Annotated in this window: 15 protein-coding genes; 9 read left to right on the plus strand and 6 right to left on the minus strand. The window is 39.5% G+C overall.

Going from position 1 to position 20,895, the window contains the following annotated elements; all coding sequences use genetic code 11:
* Nucleotides 1–6: 6 nt before the first annotated feature.
* The 3 genes from R2Q84_RS00815 (at nt 7) to pbpC (ending at nt 8,484) form a co-directional block, all read left to right on the plus strand.
* Nucleotides 7–411, plus strand: a complete 405-nt coding sequence (locus R2Q84_RS00815) for a hypothetical protein (RefSeq protein WP_316814615.1) — start codon at nt 7–9, stop codon at nt 409–411.
* 103 nt (nt 412–514) lie between these two features.
* Nucleotides 515–6,103: an MG2 domain-containing protein gene (locus R2Q84_RS00820; protein WP_316814616.1), complete on the plus strand. Its 5,589-nt coding sequence runs from the start codon at nt 515–517 to the stop codon at nt 6,101–6,103.
* Nucleotides 6,103–8,484 (plus strand): penicillin-binding protein 1C, encoded by a 2,382-nt coding sequence (gene pbpC / locus R2Q84_RS00825; RefSeq protein WP_316814617.1) that lies wholly within the window; start codon nt 6,103–6,105, stop codon nt 8,482–8,484. The genes R2Q84_RS00820 and pbpC overlap by 1 nt, the downstream gene beginning before the upstream one ends.
* Here the strand turns inward: pbpC and R2Q84_RS00830 are convergent.
* The 3 genes from R2Q84_RS00830 to R2Q84_RS00840 all read right to left on the minus strand — a co-directional run bounded on the left by R2Q84_RS00830 (nt 8,481) and on the right by R2Q84_RS00840 (nt 10,538).
* Nucleotides 8,481–9,170, minus strand: a complete 690-nt coding sequence (locus R2Q84_RS00830) for a lysoplasmalogenase (RefSeq protein ID WP_316814618.1) — start codon at nt 9,168–9,170, stop codon at nt 8,481–8,483. The two genes, pbpC and R2Q84_RS00830, sit on opposite strands and share 4 nt — an antisense overlap.
* Nucleotides 9,171–9,269: 99 nt before the next feature.
* A complete protein-coding gene (locus tag R2Q84_RS00835; RefSeq protein ID WP_316814619.1) occupies nt 9,270–9,581 on the minus strand; it encodes an RNA-binding protein in 312 nt (103 codons plus the stop codon).
* 105 nt (nt 9,582–9,686) lie between these two features.
* A complete protein-coding gene (locus R2Q84_RS00840; protein WP_316814620.1) occupies nt 9,687–10,538 on the minus strand; it encodes a dienelactone hydrolase family protein in 852 nt (283 codons plus the stop codon).
* A 407-nt stretch (nt 10,539–10,945) separates the two neighbouring features.
* On the opposite strand from R2Q84_RS00840, the gene spt reads away from it, so the two are divergent.
* The 3 genes from spt (at nt 10,946) to R2Q84_RS00855 (ending at nt 14,340) form a co-directional block, all read left to right on the plus strand.
* A complete protein-coding gene (gene spt, locus R2Q84_RS00845) occupies nt 10,946–12,151 on the plus strand; it encodes a serine palmitoyltransferase (RefSeq protein WP_316814621.1) in 1,206 nt (401 codons plus the stop codon).
* 74 nt (nt 12,152–12,225) lie between these two features.
* Entirely contained in the window at nt 12,226–13,344 is a 1,119-nt protein-coding gene (locus R2Q84_RS00850; protein ID WP_316814622.1) for a hypothetical protein, read from the plus strand.
* A gap of 3 nt (nt 13,345–13,347) precedes the next feature.
* Entirely contained in the window at nt 13,348–14,340 is a 993-nt protein-coding gene (locus R2Q84_RS00855; protein WP_316814623.1) for an NAD(P)-dependent oxidoreductase, read from the plus strand.
* On the opposite strand, the gene xseB is transcribed toward R2Q84_RS00855, so the two are convergent.
* Genes xseB through R2Q84_RS00870 form a run of 3 tightly spaced genes read right to left on the minus strand, consistent with a single transcriptional unit; the run spans nt 14,341 to nt 16,913 of the window.
* Nucleotides 14,341–14,541, minus strand: coding sequence for an exodeoxyribonuclease VII small subunit (gene xseB / locus R2Q84_RS00860; RefSeq protein WP_316814624.1), 201 nt, complete (start codon nt 14,539–14,541; stop codon nt 14,341–14,343). It abuts the gene before it with no gap.
* Nucleotides 14,525–15,919 (minus strand): exodeoxyribonuclease VII large subunit, encoded by a 1,395-nt coding sequence (gene xseA, locus R2Q84_RS00865; protein ID WP_316814625.1) that lies wholly within the window; start codon nt 15,917–15,919, stop codon nt 14,525–14,527. Before xseA ends, xseB begins: the two co-directional genes overlap by 17 nt.
* A complete protein-coding gene (locus R2Q84_RS00870; RefSeq protein WP_316814626.1) occupies nt 15,894–16,913 on the minus strand; it encodes an LD-carboxypeptidase in 1,020 nt (339 codons plus the stop codon). The genes xseA and R2Q84_RS00870 overlap by 26 nt, the downstream gene beginning before the upstream one ends.
* A gap of 176 nt (nt 16,914–17,089) precedes the next feature.
* On the opposite strand from R2Q84_RS00870, the gene R2Q84_RS00875 reads away from it, so the two are divergent.
* Genes R2Q84_RS00875 through R2Q84_RS00885 form a run of 3 tightly spaced genes read left to right on the plus strand, consistent with a single transcriptional unit; the run spans nt 17,090 to nt 20,893 of the window.
* On the plus strand, nt 17,090–18,115 hold the full coding sequence (locus R2Q84_RS00875) for a PmoA family protein (RefSeq protein WP_316814627.1): 1,026 nt from the start codon (nt 17,090–17,092) through the stop codon (nt 18,113–18,115).
* A gap of 44 nt (nt 18,116–18,159) precedes the next feature.
* Complete coding sequence (locus tag R2Q84_RS00880) at nt 18,160–19,521, plus strand: DUF1080 domain-containing protein (RefSeq protein WP_316814628.1); 1,362 nt, start codon at nt 18,160–18,162, stop codon at nt 19,519–19,521.
* Between the two features lie 13 nt (nt 19,522–19,534).
* Nucleotides 19,535–20,893 (plus strand): Gfo/Idh/MocA family oxidoreductase, encoded by a 1,359-nt coding sequence (locus tag R2Q84_RS00885; protein ID WP_316814629.1) that lies wholly within the window; start codon nt 19,535–19,537, stop codon nt 20,891–20,893.
* The last annotated feature ends 2 nt before the right edge of the window (nt 20,894–20,895 follow it).

A 20,895-nucleotide genomic window follows, 5' to 3' on the forward strand; every position in this document is an offset into this window, starting at 1 on the left:
TTAAATATGAAGAAGGATCTTCCTGAAAATATAGTTGAAGATATAGCAATGGCTGTTGTGCTGATTAGCGAAACGCCTGAATTTAAAAACTGGACAGTTTACCTTGTGAATCTAAAAGATGTTGCACTGACTAATGTGCTCATCAGTTCTAAAGGGTATGGAGAAAAAAACGGCAAAATGGTTAAAACTTCAGTTTTACGTCATTTTATTGGTGATATGGAAGCTAAGTCTTTTGCCGGGATAGAAGCAATAGATCCTGAGGTTTTTGGACTGACGAACGAATATTGGCTGAGTTACTATATTGATGGCGTTATTTATGATAAAAAATTCATTTTCCTCCCAGAAAGTATCGTGGATGAAAATCTTATTCACGTGCCACTGGTAGATAAACCGGGAGTAATGATCAGATAATACTAACAAAGGGGGCAACTGCCCCCTTTGTTGATAATAAATATTTACGTTCCCAACCATTTTTGTTAATTTTCGTACACATCTCATATCCTAATTGAATTGTATGAAAAACAACTCTCCTACTTTTTTCCAACGGAACAAAAGTATGCTCATTGCAGCGATTTTTGTTCCTCTGATCGGTATTGGTACTTATTTCTTTTTTAAAAAAGACAGACCGAAAGACTATAATCAGCAATATTCCAAATATATAGAAGCCTATACCTCAGGTACAGTTTCTAAAAGAACCAATATTCGTGTGCACCTGGCTAACCAGGTTAAAACCATGAGTGATGTTGGTGTGGCTGATAGCAGGGATCTGTTTAGCTTCTCACCATCTATAAAAGGTAAAGCTTATTGGATCGATGCGCAAACTGTGGAGTTCAGACCAGAGGAGCCTTTAAAACCCGGAGAAACTTATGAAGCAACTTTTAATTTAAATAAAGTAACCGAAACTGAAGAAGGGCTCGAAACATTTGAATTTGATTTTAGAGTGATCAAACCAGGTATTCACCTGACTCAAAATGGCCTTGTTTCTCAAAATAATACTTCGCTGGATTATATGAAGCTAAGTGGTGAAGTTACTACGTCCGACCAGGAAGATACTAAGCTGATTGAAAAGGTTTTGAAAGTAGAATTCCCACAAACACTTAAAGTGAAATGGCAGCATGAACCAGCAAAAAATTCCTCAACTTTCACCGTAGATAGTATTAAGAAAACTGACAAGGAGGTACCATTAAAACTCGTTTGGTCTGGTGATCCAATTGATGCTGACGGCGACAAAAGTAAAGGAGAAGAAACGGTTACAGTTCCAGCAGCGGGTGTATTTAAGGTTTTAGCTATACGTGCGGTACAGGACTCGGAAGACTTCGCATTGGTACAGTGTTCTGAGCCAATAAACGTTGGACAAGATCTAAATGGTCTCATTTCACTAGCTGGGCTGAGCGACCTGCGTTTTACTATTGATGCCAGTCAGATTAAGATTTATTCTCCAAATACATTAGAAGGTAACTATAGTTTATCTGTAAATGAGGGGATTGAAAATATTAATGGCAAAAAATTACAGGCAGGAAAGACAGCTAATGTAGTATTTGAGAACAAACTACCTTCTGTGGTGATCGCAGGAAGCGGAACCATTATCCCGAATTCCGGAAAGCTCGTGCTGCCTTTTGAGGCTGTTAACCTTAAGGCTGTAGATGTAACAATTATTAAAATCTACGAGAATAATATCCCTCAGTTTTTTCAAACCAATAATTACAAAGATGGAGGTGAACTGCGTCGTGTAGGTAAACCTGTAATACAAAAAACCATTAGACTAGATGAAGACAAGGCATTAGATCTCCATAAAAAACACCGTTTCACATTAGATCTGGATAAAATTATTCGTACGGAACCGGGTGCAATGTATCGCATTACTATAGGTTTCAGACAAGAATATAATGTTTATAAATGTGTAGAGGCTGAAGGTTCGGAAACCGGAGATGACAACGAATACAATGGTTACGGAGAAAAAATTGACGAGGATGATGAATTCTGGGAACGATACAACAGCTATTATCCAAATAACTACAGGTGGGAAGACCGGGATAACCCATGTACCCCTTCCTATTATACGAATGAACGCTGGGCAAGTCGGAACTTAATGGCTTCAAACATAGGTTTGATTGCTAAAAGAGGAAATGACAACAGTATGCTGATTATTGCAACTGATCTACTGACAGCAAAGACTTTAAGTGGTGTTACAATTGAATTACTGGATTACCAGCGTCAGGTAATTCATACCGTAAAAACTGACGGTGATGGGATGGCATCTTTCGATTTAAAAAGGAAACCTTTTCTCCTGGTTGCTAAAAATGGCGATGAAAGAGGTTATTTAAAACTGGATGACGGCAACTCCCTTCCTTTAAGTCGTTTTGACGTTGGTGGGGATGTGGTACAGAATGGATTAAAAGGGTTTATTTATGGTGAACGTGGTGTATGGCGTCCAGGTGACTCCGTATTTCTATCTTTTGTATTAGAAGATAAACTAAAGAAACTACCCGGTGGTTATCCCGTTACCTTTGAATTATATAACCCACAAGGACAACTCATTAAGAGGTCTATTAATGGTAAGCCTTTAAATGGGTTTTATGCCTTTAGGACAGCAACAGAAAGTACTGCACCAACAGGTAACTGGATGGCTAAAGTTAAAGCTGGTGGTGCTACATTTACCAAGACAATCAAAATAGAAACCATTATGCCGAACAGGTTGAAGATCAATTTTGATATTGGTAGTCGTACTTACCTCGGCTCCGGCGGCCCTTCTACTGCTACCCTATCGGCAGCCTGGTTATTTGGCGCCCCAGGCAAACACCTTAAGGCTAAAGTAGATGTAAACCTGAATACCATGCAGACCACATTTAAAGGGTTTGGTGGGTATACCTTTGATAACCCAACGGTATCCTTCCAGTCGCAGGTAAAAACTATATTTGAAGGTACACTAAGTGAAAACGGTACGGCTACAATAAATACCAATCTAAACGAGAACAACAGTGCTCCGGGTATGTTAAAAGCTAATTTCACAACAAAAGTGTTTGAAGCTGGCGGTAATTTCAGTATTGATAATTTTAGTATTCCTTATCATGTTTATAGCAATTACTACGGCATAAAAACGCCTGAAGGAGATAAAATGAGCGGAATGCTACTTACCGGGCAGGATCATAAAGTTGATGTGGTAAATGTAGATCGCAATGGTCAGCTGGTACGGGATGGTAAAACTGTAGATGTTGAGCTTTACAAAGTGCAATGGCGCTGGTGGTGGGAACAGGATAACGAAAATTCATTCGCCAATTTCACTCAAAACTCCTACAATAAACTCATAAAAAAAGAGAGTATTACCTTATCAGGCGGTAAGGGCGTATGGAAATTTAGAATAGATGAGCCGGAATGGGGACGTTACCTGATCCTTGTGCGCGATTTAAATGGTGGACATGTGACCGGAAAGTCTGTATATGTTGACTGGCCAGGATGGGCGCAGCGTGAACAAGGTAGTAACCCTACGGAAGCCTCTATGCTTTCGTTCACAGCAAATAAAACTAAGTTTCAGGTTGGAGAAGAAGTTGTTCTGACTATCCCATCAGGCGATGGCGGCAGAGCGCTAATCTCGATAGAAAATGGCAGTAAGGTGCTAAAAACCTTTTGGACAGACACCAAAAAGGGACAAACACAGTTTAAGTTTAAAGCTGATAAAGAAATGGCACCCAATGTTTTCGCCAATGTAACTTTATTACAGCCGCACGCGCAAACTGTAAATGATTTACCAATAAGGATGTATGGAGCGATTCCGTTGTTGGTTGAAGATCCGCAAACTATATTGAAGCCGGTAATTAAAATGGCTGATAAGCTAAGGCCTGAAACAGAAAGCAGTATCACGGTGTCAGAGCAGAATGGTAAAGCGATGACATATACCATTGCAATAGTAGATGAAGGTTTACTTGACCTTACCAGGTTTAAAACTCCTAATCCACACGGTGTATTTTATGCGCGGGAAGGTTTGGGCGTTAAAACCTGGGACTTGTTTGATTACGTACTTGGTGCCTGGGGAGGAAACCTGGAGCGCATACTAAGCATAGGTGGCGATGGGAGTATCAATAAGAACCTGAATCCAGCTAAAGCCAATAGATTTGTACCGGTAGTGAAATACTTAGGCCCATTTGCATTAGGGAAAGGTGATTCGCAGACTCATAAATTTAAACTCCCACAATATATTGGGGCTGTACGGGCAATGGTAGTAGCCGGTCAGGATGGTGCTTACGGAATGGCTGAGAAAACAGTTCAGGTTAAAAAACCGTTGATGCTGCTGGCTACTGTGCCTAGAGTAATTGGGCCCGGCGAGAGCTTTACGCTCCCGGCGACAGTATTTGCCACTGAGAATCATTTAAAAAATGTCAACGTACAACTTCAGCTTCAAAACCTGGATGTACAGGGCAGCAGAAGTGTTCAGCTGACATTTAAACAGCCTGGGGAGCAAATGGCTTACTTTGAGGTTAAGGCGCCTGAGATGACGGGTATTGCTAAAATAAAACTAATCGCACAAAGCGGTTCTGAGAAAACAACTTATGATGTTGAGCTGGATATCAGGAACCCTAACCCCTTTGTAACCAATGTTATTTCTGCCATTATAGAACCCGGATCCAACTGGGGAACCAGATATATTCCCATTGGAATGGCTGGCACCAACTCGGGCAGTCTGGAAGTATCTTCCATCCCACCAATCAATCTTAAAAAACGACTGAGTTATTTGGTGCAGTATCCGCATGGTTGCGTTGAACAAATTACCTCTGGTATTTTCCCTCAGTTGTTTTTGAGTAAACTAAGTCCTTTAACAGAGAAACAAAAAGCAGAAACTGAACGTAACCTCAAGGCTGGTATAAACAAATTACGTGGTTTTCAAACCACGGAAGGTGGTTTAGGTTATTGGCCTGGCGCGGCCAGTGCCGACGAATGGGGAAGTAACTATGCGGGACACTTCCTTGTAGAAGCACAGAATGCAGGGTACACCACCCCTGTTGGTATGCTGGATGAATTGTTACGTTATTTAAAGGTCAAAGCTGCCAACTGGTCGCCAAACAGCACCAATTTTTATGGAGGCGACCTTTCTCAGTCTTATCGTTTGTATGTTTTAGCATTGGCAAAAAGAGCGGACATGGCAGCAATGAACAGATTAAAGGCCTTCCAATATTTGTCCGTAAGCGCGAAATGGCGTTTAGCAGCTGCATATCAACTTGCCGGACAGAAAGATGCTGCTAATAATCTAATTAAAGGTCTAGCATTAGAAGTAGCGCCTTATAATCAACTAGGTGGTACTTATGGATCGGATATCAGGGATGAAGCGATGATTCTGGAAACGATGACCTTGATGGGGCGAAGATCAGAAGCAGGCAAACTGGTGCAGTCCCTGGCTGCAAAACTAGGTCAGGACAGCTGGTATAGTACACAAACAACATCATATAGTTTACTGGCCATTGCTAAATTCTGTGGCGCCAATAAGGCTGCAAGTAATATGAAGTATACTTATACAATCGACGGTAGTAAAGGACAGTTTAATGCGAACCAATACCTCAATACAATAGCCTTAGGCTTTAAGGGAGGTAATGGTATAGCTATTTCCAACACTGGTGATCGTGTTCTTTATGTTCGTATGATTTTGCAGGGGCAACCATCTGCGGGACAAAATGAATTTTCACCTAACAATCCGGAGATGCTGGATATGACGATTAGCTATAAACTGTTAAACGGAAAGCCACTGGACGTTGCTACTTTGAAACAGGGTACGGATTTTTATGCAGAGGTTGTACTTAAAAACCCAGGTAAAATGGGTTATTACGAACAAATGGCCTTAACACAGATCTTCCCTTCAGGATGGGAAATCATCAATACGAGGGTAAATGACAATGAAAGTATTATTGCATCTTCTCCTTACACCTACAGAGATATCAGAGATGACCGTGTGTTTACTTATTTCAATTTGCGAGAGAACGAAACCGTTACTTATAAGGTATTGCTTAACGCATCATACATTGGAAGATACTATTTGTCTGCAGTACAGTGTGAAGCGATGTATAACAACAGCATCAGTGCAACTGAAGCAGGTAAATGGGTGCAGGTGATTAAGTAATGCTGAAAAGAATAAACTACGAACCAAAACTATTAATCAGTGATGCAATATGTTTGCTATTGCTTTTATGGTTTTGGTTCGCTTTGCCTTCCAGGCTATTTACCAGCCCTACCTCTTATGTGGTGGAGGCTTCAAATGGAGAATTACTGAGCGCGGCTATTGCGCGGGATGGTCAATGGCGCTTTCCAGTCGCAGATACTGTTCCTGAAAAATTTGCACAATGCATTGTTGCTTTTGAGGATAAACGTTTCTACCAACATCCAGGGGTTGACTTTTTGGCTATGGGCAGAGCGATGCGACAAAATTGGAAAGCTAAAACTGTAGTAAGCGGAGGTAGTACATTAAGTATGCAGGTAATTAGGTTATCCCGTAAAGAAAGTCGTACAGTTTGGCAAAAAATAATTGAAGTAATACTGGCGATAAGGCTAGAAGTAACCCATTCAAAAACAGATATCCTTAAGCTTTACGCAGCCAATGCTCCCTTTGGCAGTAACGTTGTTGGTCTTGAGGCCGCTTCCTGGCGTTACTTCGGCCGTAGTCCGGAGACACTTTCATGGGGTGAAATGGCGACGCTGGCTGTACTTCCCAATAGCCCATCACTGGTACATCCAGGGAAAAATACAGTAAAGCTCATCAAAAAGCGAAACGACCTGCTGGACAGGATTTCAGATTTAAAGGTGATTGATCAGTCTACAGCTAATTTATCTAAACTCGAACCTATCCCTGGTAAACCTCAGGCTTTACCTCAGAATGCCCCTCACCTGTTAAACCGATTTAGAACTGAGCATGGAGCTCATACAACCAGGGTCACCTCGACGCTAAATTATGATTTACAATTAAAAGTAAATGCTTTACTTAAACGCTACAACAACCGCTATCGGGCTAATGATATCAACAACATTTCGGCGTTGGTACTTGATGTTAAAAAAGGTACTGTGGCCAGTTATGTAGGGAATATTTACCAACCGGAAAATGCAGCACTGGAAAGTCATGTCGATATGATCAGGGCTTTACGTAGTCCTGGCAGTACACTAAAACCCCTGTTGTATGCAAGTATGCTTAATGACGGTTTTATTCTTCCCCGAACGCTGATTCCTGATGTACCTACGCAGATCGGTGGGTACTCACCACAAAATTATGACCTGGGGTATGATGGTGCAATTCCAGCGGATAAAGCATTAAGCAGATCTTTAAATATCCCTTCAGTTAAGATGCTGCAAAACTATAAGTATCAGCGCTTTTATGACCAGCTAAAAAGACTTGGTTTTAGCACATTGAATCAACCTGCAGATCATTACGGCTTGTCGCTGATTCTAGGCGGCAGTGAGGTCACGATGTGGGATCTCGCTAAAACGTATATGAGTATGGCACGTACTTTAAATCATTTTAATGATTATAAAGGAAAGTATAATCCACATGATTACGATGCGCCGCGTTACATTGAAGGTCATCGCGATACTAGGTATGATCAATACGAAACCCAGGTAAACTCTGTATTGGATCATGGTTCTATATGGAATACTTTTAATGCAATGGAAGAACTGATGCGTCCTGGCGAAGAAGGTTTATGGGAGCAGTTCTCTTCTTCCCAAAGAATTGCCTGGAAAACAGGTACCAGTTTTGGTTTTAGAGATGGCTGGGCTATTGGCTTGAATCCTGATTACGTGGTATGTGTATGGGTAGGAAATGCAGATGGCGAAGGTAGACCTGGCTTGACTGGCGTTGATGTTGCAGCCCCGGTGCTGTTTGATATTTTTAAACAATTGCCTAATGGAAAGTGGTTTCAAACGCCCAAAACCAAACTGAAGAAAATACAAGTATGCAGGCAAAGTGGATATAAAGCTGGTGAATACTGTAAAGATATCGTACAGGAACTCGTTTCACCATCGGCTGAAAAAACAAGTCTTTGCCCCTATCACAAACTCATTCATTTGGACAGGTCTGGTACTTACAGGGTTACTGACATTTGTGAAACCCCTGCTGAGATGCTACATCAGCCTTGGTTTGTATTGCCTCCTGCTATGGAATATTATTATAAAATTAAAAATAGTGATTATAAAGTGCTCCCTCCTTTTATGCCCGGTTGCGGAGATGAAGGTGGTAATTATGTGATGGAGATGATCTACCCCAAGAATAACGCGAGTATATATGTGCCGGTAGAGTTTGACGGAAATCTAGGTAAAGTGGTTTTAAATGCAACACATCGTAGTCACGACGCTAAGATTTATTGGCATATCGATGGGGAATACCTGACTACAACTAAACAGTATCATCAGCTAGCTGTTAGTCCGGCCCCGGGCAAACATACATTGACACTTGTGGATGACAAAGGGGAAAGACTGGTGCAGACCTTTACCATTCTGGATAAAGATAAGAACTAACCGTTATGAATTAGTTTACGCTCCACTGCACCGATAGTAATTAGGTATTGTGCAATCATGTAAGTAGCCATGATCCAGATGTCGGCATAAGCAACTGGCTGTACAAATTTATTATATGCAAGAATTGAATCTGACAGCAGGAAAAGCATCGCTCCAAAAAGAATAAGGTTAAAACTGCTGGTGTTAACGCGTTGATTACGGAAACTTGCCATCATCATCATCATACTGATTGCCAGTACGTAGATCATTACTGGTAGCTTCATGACACCTAAATGTGGCCTGAGGAAGAAATAGAATCCAATTGCCAGTATAGCACAAAGTAGAATGGCTATCCTTGCTCCTTTTTTATCCAGCTCGGGGGCTGATTTAAAATCAAGATAAAAAGCACTGGTGTAAAAAATATGGCAAAGTAAAAAAGCGCATAAACCGTAAGTGAAATACGATTCGTTTTGACCGGTGTACATGAGTAGTATATCGCCGGCAAGGGCAAAGACAAGCCCTGTAAAAACCCGTTTATGAAAGCGTCCTTTTAATTTTGTGCTCAAAAATAGCATAATGAGCAGGGAAAGCACGATAGATGGTTTTATAAAATAAGCGATATTTCCGTAGCCATTATGGCCAAACATCAGCTGGAGAATAAAAATCAGCGCAAATATAATGCTAAACCATTTGTGTTTTTTCATCATCGTACAAGATCTATAATTAAAACAGCAGTTATGATATAAGTCACAACTGCTGCCCTATATAGATTGAAGCTATGAAATAGATTCTGTAAAAAGAAAAGCTTAGTAGCTTTTTTCCGTACGGTTGTTACGTCTGAAGCCACCAGCACCACCACCAGCACCGCCAGTATTAGGTTTTTCCTGAGCTTCAGCAACCTTGATACGGTTACCGTTGTAATCTCCACCGTTCATACGTTTGATTGCTTCTTTTGCCTCTTCTTCAACAGGCATTTCCACGAAACCAAAACCACGACTTTGACCAGTCTCACGATCTTTGATTATCCTAAGTGATTTTACTTGACCGAAATCACCAAATACGGCTGTTAATTCATCTTCCCCTACTTCTAAAGGAAGGCCTGTAATAAATATCTTCATTAATGTTTAAAAATTTGTACAAAAGTAAGCATTTTTTTGCTTAAAATCCAAGCTTAGTGTCAGTTATAAGTATAATTATCTGACAATTGTATAAACACTAGGGGGTTAGGTTAGTTTATTTTTAAACAGCTCCATAGATCTTTGCCAGGCTAACTTTGCAGCAGCTTCATTGTACCGGGTTGGTGAGGTGTCATTATTGAATGCGTGATTGACACCTTCGTAAACAAACAACTGATAATCAATATGATTCTGTTTAAGCGCTGCTTCATAGGCTGGTATCCCGGCATTAATACGCTCATCCAATCCTCCGTAGTGCAACATCACGCTGGCTTTAATTTTAGGAACATCTTCTGATTTGGGCTGCGAACCATAGTAAGCAATTGCCACTTGTAATTTTGGATCAGCAACAGCTAGTTTACCGGACATTGCTCCGCCCCAGCAGAAACCGATACAGCCGGTTTTTCCATTTCCATCTTTCCTTTTGCATAAATACTCCAGTCCCAGCAAATAGTTTTTCAGGTTTTTTTCGGGATCCAGCTTGCCAATCAACTCCCGACCTTTGTCCTGATCTGCCGGTGTTCCTCCAAAAGGCGACAAAGCGTCTACGCCCAGCGCTATAAAACCTTCATCTGCTACCCGCTTTGTGACTTCGATAATGTGTGGGTTTAAACCCCGGTTTTCATGTATCACCAGCACACACCCAAGGTTCTTCTTATCTTTTGGTTTTGCAAGGAAAGCTTTAATATCCCCATCTACCCCCTTATAAGTAACGTTTTCTGTATGCAGATCATCGCTGTTAACCGTTACAGCCGCTGCATAGTTATTCTCGAGTAAGGGTAAAACTGATAAAGCCAGGGCCGTACTTCCTGTTAGTATAGCCAGTTTTTTCATAAAATCCTTTCTGCTGATACTACTATGTGTATATTCATCATACAGATTAATTATTTTCTGATCCATTTGCTGTGATTTTTAACAAGTAAACTAATAAAGAAAGATACAATATACGGTTTATTCGACTGAACCTGAATGATTAACCGAAAAGGAAAAAAAATGTGGAAAGCATTTTGGCTGAAATTAGTAAAGAGTTCTTATTTTTAAGCGATTATTATTGGCTATGCTTGAATATATTTATAAGAAAATTGTAAATTTTGTTATAAAAAGTAATATATTCAAACTTGGTTGACTTCAAGTTTTGTTTTCTGTGTTTATGATCTTAGCTTTGGGGACTTTTACGAATTGACAAAATTGTCAATTTAGTCAGTAATAAAAACAATGAAGTTTTGTTAAAGACAGGACAAACAAATCTTCATGTAAAACAAGATATCAACTAAAAAGTTCTGTGATCTAAACATACAAGTACCAGCATGCGCAAAAAATTATACGATAGGATAGCAGCTTTTAAAGACGCTACGGCAATTAAGGAAAAAGGATTGTACCCTTATTTCCGTGCAATTGAATCAGGCCAGGATACAGAAGTAGTGATAGATGGGAAAAAGGTGCTGATGTTTGGCTCTAACTCCTATCTGGGCTTAACTAATCATCCAAAGATTAAAGAAGCATCTAAGCAGGCAATTGATAAGTATGGAACGGGATGTGCTGGTTCAAGATTTTTAAACGGTACACTGGATATTCATATTGAACTGGAAAGAAGGCTTGCTGCTTATGTGGGTAAAGAAGCTGCAGTGTTATTCAGTACTGGTTTTCAGGTTAACCTTGGCGTGATTTCCTGTTTGCTGGACAGGAATGACTACCTGATTCTTGATGAATATGATCATGCATCTATTATAGATGGTAGTCGTTTATCCTTCTCAAGATCGATAAAATATGCTCATAATGATATGGACGACTTGCGTAAGAAATTAAGCAGGTTGCCCGAGGATTCAGCTAAACTAATTGTTGCCGATGGTATTTTCAGTATGGAAGGTGATCTGGTTAATCTACCTGAAATTGTGAAAATTGCTAATGAATTCGGTGCTAATATCATGATGGATGATGCACATAGTTTGGGGGTAATCGGTCTGAATGGCGCAGGTACAGCTTCGCATTTTGGTTTAACGGATGAAGTAGACCTGATCATGGGTACTTTTAGTAAGTCGCTTGCTTCTTTAGGTGGATTTATCGCTGGTACCGAAGAAACTATTGAATTTGTAAAGCACCGTGCACGCTCTCTAATGTTTAGTGCCAGTATGCCTCCTGCAGCTGTTGCAAGCGTTATTGCTGCGTTAGATATTATTGAGTCTGAACCAGAGCGTATTGATAAACTTTGGGCCAATACCAATTATGCAAAAAAATTACTGATTGAAGCGGGATTTGATATCGGCCATACTGATAGTCCTATTATCCCGGTTTATATCAGAGATAATGATAAGACCTTTATGGTAACCAATATTCTGAGCAATAATGGAATTTTTGTAAATCCGGTTGTCTCGCCTGCTGTTCCATCAGATTCTTCGCTGATCAGATTCTCATTAATGGCAACGCATACTTTTGAACAAATTGAAGAAGCTGTTGAGAAATTATCTGCTGCCGCCAAAGAGGTACAGGTAAAGTCATTCCAGGAAATCATATAACAACTTTATAAAGGCTTAATGTTACCATTAAGCCTTTATCTTTTACTACCCATACTGACCAAACCTAAGACTAAATGAAAAATATTGTTGCCGTTAGCTCTAAAAAACAGTTAGCAACATTTATTGACTTTCCTCACGATCTGTATCATGCTGATCCCAACTACGTTCCTGAGCTTTTTATTGCACAGAAAGATCTTTTAACTACACATCCGTTTCACAAACACTCTTCGTTGCAGTGTTTTTTGCTTTATGACGGGGATCAGATCATTGGGCGAATTGCGGCTATATTAAATAATAGTCATAATGCCATGAATAATGTGAATGATGGATTCTTTGGATTCTTTGATTGTATAAATAGCCAGGAGGCTGCGAATCTATTGTTCGACACTGCCGATCAGTGGCTTAAAGATAAAGGAGTAACAGGAAAGATTATGGGGCCGGTAAGCTTTTCAACCAATGAATCATGCGGTTTATTGATTGAAGGCTTCAACATGCCTCCCGTAGTTATGATGCCTTACAATGCAAGCTACTACCCTGCTTTACTGGAAGGCTGGGGTCTTAGGAAACAGGTTGACCTGATTGCCTGGCGCTTCAATGGTGATAATTACGATGATCGTTCTGTGCAATTGATGGACAGACTGGAAGATCGTTTAAAAAGAAGCGACATCACGATCCGAAAGGTTAACCTGAAAAACTTTAAGGAAGAAGCGAATAAACTTCGTGAAGTTTACAATAAGGCCTGGGATAAAAACATGGGTTTTGTTCCATTGAATGACGAAGAATTTGATTACCAGGCTAAAGATCTTAAACTCGTTCTTGACCCTGATTTTTGTTTGGTAGCAGAAAAAGATGGTAAATTGATTGGTTTTGGAGCTGCAATTCCGGACATGAACCAGATTCAGATTAAAATAAAAAAAGGCAGATTATTACCTACTGGTATTTTCAAATTATTATTTGGTAAGAAAAAAGTTAAAGGCATCAGGATATTATTGCTGGGTGTGGTTGATGGCTATCGAAAAATGGGAATTGAAGCCTGTATTTATGGTAAAATTATTAAAGCTTACCGTGCAAAAGGGATGGAGTATGCAGAGGCATCATGGACCCTGGAGCATAATGACCTGGTAAACAATGCGATTATTGCGATAAAAGGCGATCCTTATAAAAAATACAGGATATACGAGCGGGAAATATAAGGTATGAATAAGAAGAAGGTATTAATTACCGGAGCCAGTGGTTTCGTTGGCTATCATTTAATTGAGGAAGCTTTAAATGCTGGTTTGGAAGTACATGCTGCGGTGAGACCCAGTAGCGACCATTCACATTTAGCTACCTTCCATATTAAATATGTAAATCTGAACTACAGTAGTGTTGACGGGTTAAAACAGGAATTGGAAGCTCAGCAATATAATTATATCATACATGCTGCGGGTACTACAAAAGCCAAAACTAAGGCCGATTACGACCAGGTTAATGCTATTTATACCCGAAACCTTGCGGTTGCAGCAATAGAGGCAAATATTAATTTAGAGAAATTTGTTTTTGTAAGTAGTTTGGCTGCCATCGGTCCATTAACAGATCTATCTTCCGAAATTCAAGACAATACTCCTCCCCGTCCCGTTACAAATTACGGTGCCAGTAAGGTTCTTGCTGAGCAGTATCTTGCTGAGCTGACTGCATTACCATTAATAACTATACGTCCGACTGCTGTTTACGGTCCGAGAGAAAAGGATTTGTTTATTTTGTTTAACAGCATCAATAAGGGACTTGAACCACATATTGGAAGTTTTAAGCAGCAGTTGAGTTTTGTCTATGTAAAAGACCTGGTTAAAGTGATTTTAAGTGCCTTAACCATTCCCGCTATTCATAAAGCATACAACATCTCAGATGGTAAAATATACGATCGTTATGCTTTGGCTACTTATAGTAAAAAGGCATTGAATAAGAAAACTTTTAAGTTTCATCTGCCTGTATCCTTAGTAGCTTTGCTAGCGACTTTGATGGATTTTATTTACGCAAACAGTAAAAATACGCCAGCCTTAAATAAGGAGAAAATGGCAGAACTTACTGCTATAAACTGGGCATGCACTATTGAGCATGCTTCAAAGGATCTTAATTATGTACCCGAATATGACCTTGAAAAAGGTGTGATGCAAACTATTAAATGGTATAAATTAAACAACTGGTTGTAATTAAGCAGATGGATTTTCCATTTGCTTAATGATCTTGTTTACCTCAGTTTCGGTGGCGCGTAGTTTAGTTTGACAGAACTCTATAAGATCTGATGCCCGTTTAACCTTCTCCGCTAATACATCTACAGATACAGACTCTGTTTCTATTTCGAATGCGATTTCGGTAAGCTCTTTATAAGCACTTTCATATGTTAAATTCATCGTTTCCATTTAGTTTTGATTTGGAGGTTACTGTTGTTTTAATTTCGGCTGCGGCAAGTCTGACCGTGAGTTCAGTTCCTGCTTCAATCTGATCTGCATTTCCCGCAATGCGTCCGTTTACTTTAATAATGGCAAATCCTTTATTCAAAATATTCTGAGGGCTCATCATTCTTACCACTGATTGAAAGTGGCCGATATATCCCCTTTTATTTGCGAAGTAGATCCTGCTGTAAGATTGCATATTACTGAGCACGTTACTGAGATCTTTCTGCCTGTTGGATATCATGATTTTGGGATTGGTTGACACCATTCTCGATAAATTCATGATGCTCCGATGATGTTCATGCAAAAGCTCCCTTGTCTTACTGATCGTAATCTGATTGATATGCGTAAGCCTGTCTTTATGGTAATTAATAAGCTGATAAGTTTTTATCAATACTATTTTCTGCAAGCTAAGCAAGCTTTCTTCAAAGGCACGATTGTGCGCAATGAGCATTTCGGCTGCTTTAGTTGGTGTTTTTGTTGAAGTATGGGCCATTAAATCTGCGATTGTCTCATTCTTCTGGTGTCCTATTCCTGTCATTACAGGAATAGGAAACTTGGCGATAGCCCTACAGAGATCGTAATTATCGAAGATTAAAAAATCTGTTTGTGCGCCACCACCTCTAATGATAATCAAAACATCGTAAGGTTTGCCCGATTGAAATACTTCCACAATTTTACCGAGAAACTGCTTAGCATTCGTCTCGCCCTGTACGAGTGTAAAATAGTCATCTATTTGAAAGTGGTAACCAAAGGTATTGTTTTCCAGTGTATGTCTGAAGTCCTGGTACCCTGCAGAAGTTGCAGATGAAATAACTGCGATATGCTGCAGCACTTTATTAAGTGGTAGGTTGTTGTTGCGTGTAATGTATCGCTCACCTGATTTAGTTATAAAATCAGGGTTTTCTCTGAGCAACCTCTCCAGCGTTTCTTTACGTTGTTGCTCAAATAATCCCAGTGTAAAGTTGGTGTCAATATCCAACAGATTTAACTGTAAGCCAAATGCTGGATTATATTGAACAGACACCTGAACGAGGACATTGATATCATTTTTAAACTTTTGGCCTGTCGCCTGTTCAAAATTTGAAATATTGACAGAGGCATTGCCCCATGCTCTTCCCGCGATTTTAGTTAGAATTTTTGCAGAGGCTTTATCTTTCTCAACCAGTTCAAAATAGTGGTAGTTACTTTGCTCTTTATAAGTATGACTGGTTACATCTGCTATTACCCAAAATGATCGATTACCAAATACCCCATCTATTGCCTGGCGGATCTGATTGGTCAGTTCCGATAGCCTTATGGCTGCAGGGTTAGATTGATACGAGTGAACTTCCATTTGCGTCGACGTTAAGGATGTGCTTTGTGCCACATTTTAGGGCAAAGTTATTCTTTTGATGGCCTACAGGGAAATCAAAACATATAGGATAGTCATATTCTTTTACTTTTTCCATAATGACCTCATATACAGAGCTACCAAATTCATCACCAGGATCGTCTGGTTTTAATTTAAATCCACCAATGATAAGTCCTTTCAATTTTGATAGCTTTCCTGTCCTTTTCAGGTTCCAAAACATGCGGTCAACACGATAAAGGTATTCGCCGGTTTCTTCTAAAAAAAGTATCTTCCCATCTGTGTCAATATCCGATTCCGTGCCAGCCACTGTCTCGATAATGCTAAGATTACCACCTATAAGCTGGGCTTCTACCCTGCCAGCTCTATTATAGCTAAGGTGCGGTGCCGTATATTTTACCGGGCTTCCGCTTAAAACTTGTCTTATTGATAGTATGGTTTCAATTTGCATGGGATCAGCAAGGGCCCAATCTGATGGAAAACTATTACACATTTTAGCATGAATCGATGCGATATTCAACTGTCGGTTTAAATGACAATGGAGTACCGTAATATCACTAAACCCGACAATCCACTTAGGTTGCTGTTTAAAATTATTAAAATTAAGCTGATCAAGAATTCGGATTGTGCCATAACCTCCTCTTGCACACATAATGGCTTTAATGTCCGGGTTGTCAAGCATTTGCTGCAGATCAGCTGCCCGTTCTTTATCAGTACCACCTCTACTAAAATCTCTTTTGTTAATGGTGCTGCCAATGTATATTTTAAAACCCCAGCTTTCCATTAATTTTACTGCTGGCCGTATTTGTTCGGTTGTAATGTATCCTGCAGGACTGGTTACACCAATCATATCTCCAGGCTTTAAATACGGCGGTATTCTGATTTCCTTAACAGGATCAAATGACTTCTTGCTCGATTTAAAACTGAAGCCAGCAGTCCCAGCAATGAGTATGGAAGAAAGAAAATATTTACGATTCATTACCGGTATCTTATAGAGAAACAATGTAAGATTTATTGACGATAATTTTAAAATTCTACTCAAACGTTTTCGTATTTTTTTGGCTTTCTCCAGCAAATATTGGATCAATTGTATTTTAAGAAAGGTATATTTAGCTAAAACTAGATCTCAACAAAAAAACGTTTTAACCAAATATAATGAAGAGATACCTGATAATTGGCTGTTGTTTTTTTAGCATGCAGCTCGATGCACAAACAAAAAAGGTTAGGTTTAATGAAGATACTAAGCAGCAAAAGGTAGATGTTTTAATTGATGGTAAACCATTCACCAGTTTCTTGTATCCTGACAACCTGGAAAAACCAATTTTATATCCTTTGCAAACCGCTAGTGGTCTTACTGTAACAAGAGGTTTTCCACTAAATAAACGTGGCAATGAACGTACTGATCATCCTCACCACGTTGGTTTGTGGTTCAATTATGAAAGTGTGAACGGGCTGGATTTCTGGAACAATTCTTACAATATACCAACAGAGAAGAAGTCAAAATATGGTTGGATCAGAAATGTCAAAGTTACCGAAGCAAAGGCAGGTAATAATAAAGGAAGTTTGAGTTATACTTCAAATTGGGAAAGACAAGATCAGGCTGTATTGCTAAAAGAGAAAACGACTTTTGTATTTAGTGGTACGGATTACACGAGAACTATAGATAGAACAACGACACTTACAGCTCAAAAAGACACAGTTTATTTTAAAGACGTAAAAGACGGAATGTTGGGTATCCGTGTTACGAAAGAATTAGAGCTTCCTTCTGATAAAGAAGAATCCTATACAGACAATAATGGTATTGTCACCAAAATATCGCCTACAAACAACGGAGCAAATGGTGATTATCTGACAAGTGCAGGAAAAAAAGGGAATGATGTTTGGGGAACCCGTGCGGCTTGGTGCCTTTTGTCTGGGGTTAAAGAAAAAGTGCCTGTATCTATCGCTGTTATTGATCATCGTAAAAACCCGGGGTACCCTACTTACTGGCACGCCAGAGATTACGGTTTATTTGCTGCCAATCCACTTGGACAGGCCATTTTCAGCAATGGAAAGGAGCATATGAATTTAACACTTAAACCCGGACAATCTGTTACATTCCGGTATAGGGTAATTATTACATCTGGTAAAAACCAAACCACCGAAATGCTTGGCAAAGAAGCTTTAGATTTTAATAAGTAATTTGAATTATAAACACACAATTAATTAAGAACTAATACAAACAAATGAAGACTACACGATTATTAATTTTAACTGGATTGATGCTTGGAACCTCTCTAACTGCCGTACATGCGCAGAAGGGGAAATGGCAAAACCTCTTTAACGGAAAGGATTTAACGGGTTGGAAACAATTAAATGGTAAAGCTAAATACGAAGTTGTAAATGGAGAAATTATTGGAACAACTGTTTCCAATACACCTAATTCTTTTCTATCTACAGAAAAGAAATATGGAGATTTTATTTTTGAGCTGGAATTGTTGGTGGATAACTCCATGAATTCAGGGGTGCAGTTTAGAAGTGAAAGCAAAGCCGACTACATGAATGAAAGAGTCCACGGATACCAAATGGAGGTTGATCCTTCAGATCGGGCTTATAGTGGTGGATTGTATGATGAAGCCCGCAGGGGATGGTTATACCCTATGGACATTAATCCTAAAGGAAAAACGGCTTTTAAAAAAGGTGAGTGGAACAAATACCGTATAGAATGTATAGGTAATTCTATTAGAACGTGGGTTAACGGAGTTCCTACAGCAAGTTTAATTGATGACATGACTCCGTCTGGGTTTATTGCTTTGCAGGTACACTCTATTGGCAAAAATGATCAACCTGGCAAACAAATCAAATGGAGAAACATAAGAATTCAGACTGAAGGATTAAAACCTTCTAAAACAAATGATATTTATGTAGTAAATATGATTCCTAATGACCTATCCTCCGCTGAAAAAGCTAATGGTTATGGACTTTTGTGGGATGGAAAAACGACGAAGGGCTGGGTAGGCGCTTACAAAAAGAGTTTTCCAGAGAAAGGTTGGGAGATACAGGATGGAGTGCTAAGTGTAGTTAAATCTAACGGAGGTGAAAGCACTAATGGTGGTGACATTGTTACAGAGAAACAATATGGGGCGTTTGTCTTAAAGTTTGATTTTAAACTAACTGAAGGTGCAAATAGTGGAATTAAATACTTTGTGACCCTAAAAGAGGGCAATAAAGGGTCAGCCATCGGTCCGGAGTATCAAATTCTAGATGATGTTAAACATCCGGATGCAAAATTAGGTAAAAATGGTAACCGAACATTAGGCTCTCTTTATGATTTAATTACCAGTAAAAAAATCCCCAATGCGCAAAGAAAAATCGGCGAATGGAATAAGGGCGTAATTATAGTTTATCCAGACAATAAAATAGAATATTATCTGAATGGGTATAAAATACTTGAGTATGTAAGGGGATCAGCAGAGTTTAATGCCCTGGTTGCAGGAAGTAAATATAAGGACTGGAAAGGTTTTGGGATGGCTCCTAAAGGGCATATCCTTATTCAGGACCATGGCGACAATGTATCCTTTAGGAGTATTAAATTAAAAGAACTTTAAAATTTTGGCAATCATGTTGGATTCACGAAGAAAATTTATCAAACAATCTGCTATTGCAGCCGCAGGTACTTATCTCGGAACAATGGGCTTAAGTGCAAAAAGTTATGGAAATATTATTGGTGCAAATGACCGGGTAAGAGTTGGCGTTGTTGGTTTTTCCGATCGTTTTAAGGATTCACTTCTTCCCTCTTTTTTAAACCATAATAAGGAGCTTAATTTTGATATCGTAGCAGTGTCTGATTTATGGAGTTACCGCCGGGGACTCGGTGTGGAAAACCTAAAATCTAAATTTGGTCATGATATTACTGCTTGTCGCAACAATGACGAACTCTATAATTTAAAAGACATTGATGCTGTAATTGTCAGTACTGCTGATTTCCAACATGCTACCCATGCTGCTGAAGCAGTAAACAACAAATGTGACGTATACTGCGAAAAACCATTTGCAGAAACAATGGAAGATGCACGTATGGCTTTAAAAGCTGTTAAAGCGTCAAAACAAATTGTACAAATCGGCTCTCAACGGCGGAGTGGCAGTAACTATCATGCTGCTTCTAAATTTATTAAAGACGGTAAGTTCGGAGATATCACAATGGTTGAGTTAAGCTGGAATGTAAACCAGCCCGGCCGTTGGCGGAGACCGGATTTGGTTGCTAAACTTAAACAAGAAGATACGGACTGGAAACGCTTTTTGATTAACCGTCCTTTCGAAGAATGGGATCCACGTAAGTATTTAGAATACCGGTTATTTTGGCCTTATTCTTCAGGAATGCCAGGCCAATGGATGTCGCACCAGATTGATACCGTACATTGGTTTACGGATCTAAAGCACCCTAGAAGTGTTGTTGCCAACGGTGGAATTTACCAATGGAAAGATGGTAGAAGAAACTGGGATACGACAACTGCTGTTTTTGATTATGGTAAGCCAAATGATCCTAACAATGGTTTCCAGGTTGTCTTTACTTCAAGAATGCATAATGGTGACGAAAACCCTGCTGAAATTTACTATAGCAACGGAGGCGAGTTGAACCTAAATACCAATACCGTTTCTCCTGTAGGTGGTTTAAATGCTAAGGCTGCTGCTGCGATGAATATGAAACCGAATTTGCTACCGGAGTTAAAGTTAACAGATCTTGTAGAAAAAGTTGCTGCATCGGCAAATACTGGTGGCGACAAGCTAACTTCTGCTCACATGCGCAATTGGATGGAGTGTATAAGAAGTCGCAAGCAAACCAATGCTCCAGTAGAAGCAGGTTACTACCATTCAATAGCAAATATTATGACCAATGCTGCTGTTAGAACAGGAAAGAAAGCTACGTTTGATGAAGCCAGACAGGAAGTAATGGTTGACGGAAAAGTGTTTAAGTACTAAAG

The organism is Pedobacter nyackensis (assembly GCF_032678475.1).
GTDB lineage: Bacteria > Bacteroidota > Bacteroidia > Sphingobacteriales > Sphingobacteriaceae > Pedobacter > Pedobacter nyackensis_A.